The sequence below is a fragment of the Actinosynnema sp. NPDC023658 genome, assembly GCF_040639995.1.
Lineage (GTDB): Bacteria > Actinomycetota > Actinomycetes > Mycobacteriales > Pseudonocardiaceae > Actinosynnema.
On record NZ_JBFAAX010001345.1, the window covers coordinates 1 to 1,276 of the forward strand.

The 1,276-nt window shown below is 75.0% G+C and carries 3 protein-coding genes; all 3 read left to right on the top strand.

The features are described 5' to 3' along the window. Nucleotides 1–87: 87 nt before the first annotated feature. Entirely contained in the window at nt 88–504 is a 417-nt protein-coding gene (locus AB0G02_RS40840; protein ID WP_360806108.1) for a hypothetical protein, read from the top strand. Beyond that, nucleotides 501–1,061, top strand: a complete 561-nt coding sequence (locus AB0G02_RS40845; protein ID WP_360806111.1) for a phage tail protein — start codon at nt 501–503, stop codon at nt 1,059–1,061. Before AB0G02_RS40840 ends, AB0G02_RS40845 begins: the two co-directional genes overlap by 4 nt. Further along, nucleotides 1,058–1,276: zinc ribbon domain-containing protein (locus AB0G02_RS40850; protein WP_360806114.1), on the top strand; the 219-nt coding region annotated here is incomplete at its 3' end. The genes AB0G02_RS40845 and AB0G02_RS40850, both read left to right, overlap by 4 nt.

Consider the following 1,276-nt stretch of genomic DNA (forward strand, 5'->3'; position numbering starts at 1 on the left):
GTGTAGTTCTAGGTGGTCGCCGCAAGGGTGATGGTGGTGCCGGACGCGGTGCCCGTCGAGGGCTAGCGGCTGCGGTTCGAGCAGCTCGTGCCCTCCGACGAGGTGCTGGCGGCGGTCTCGCGCAGGTTGGACGAGCGGCGTCTGCTCGGCACCCGGATGGTCGTCGAACCGCCCCGCTACCAGGGCATCACGGTGGTGGCCCGGCTCACCGCGGCCGACGTCGACCGGGTCCGCGAGGCGGCTCCGGCCGCGCTGTACCGGTACCTCGACCCGCTGCGCGGCGGGCCGGACGGCACCGGGTGGGGCTTCGGCAGGCCGGTCCAGTTCGGTGAGGTGTTCTCGGTGCTCCAGGCGGTGCCTGGGGTGCTGCTGGTCGACGAGATCCGGATGTTCCCGGCGAACCCGATCACCGGGGCGCGCGGTGCGCCGGTGGACCGGCTCGACATCGCGGCCAACGCGCTGGTGTTCTCCCACCAGCACCAGATCTCGGTGGGTGCGCCGTGACCAGGGCGGCGCTGCCGGAGCTGGCGAGCAGTCACCCGCTGGGGGAGATGCTGCCCGCGCTGTTCGCGGTGGACGACTTCGCGCAGCGGTTCACCTCCGGCCTGGACGCCGTGCTGTCGTCCGTTCTGTCCACATTGGACAACATGTCCGCCTACCTCGACCCGGCGCTGACGCCGGAGGACTTCCTGGCGTGGCTGTCGTCGTGGGTGGCGGCGGGCCTGGACCCGGCGTGGCCGGAGCCGCTGCGGCGTGCCCTGGTGCGGCGGGCCGTGGAGCTGCACCGCAAGCGCGGCACGGTGCGCGGGCTGGTGGAGCGGTTGGAGCTGTCGCTGGGCGTGCGCGCGGACGTGGTGGACGGCCCCGGCGTGCGCTGGTCGGACCGGCCCGACACGCCGCTGCCCGGTCCGGTGGCCGAGGTGGCCGTGGTCCGGGTGTGGCCGGGGTCGTCCGGTCCGGTGGACCGCGGCCGGGTGGAGGCGCTGGTGGGAGCGGTGTGCCCGGTGCACGTCCGGTGCGTGGTCGAGGTGCTGGACGGGCCGCCCGAGGGTGGGGGGTGACGGCCGTGGTGCGCTCGTGCCCGCAGTGCGGGGCACCCGTCCAGGACGGGGACGACTTCTGCGGCAACTGCGGCACCTACCTGGGGTGGTCCGCCGAGGCCGCTCGACCGGAGGGTGCCGCCGGCACGGTCCCGGCCGCGGGGACGGGAACGCCTGCGGAGACGGGGCCTGCGGCTGCGGGAACGGCCGCGCAGGCGGGAACTGCGCCGACCGGT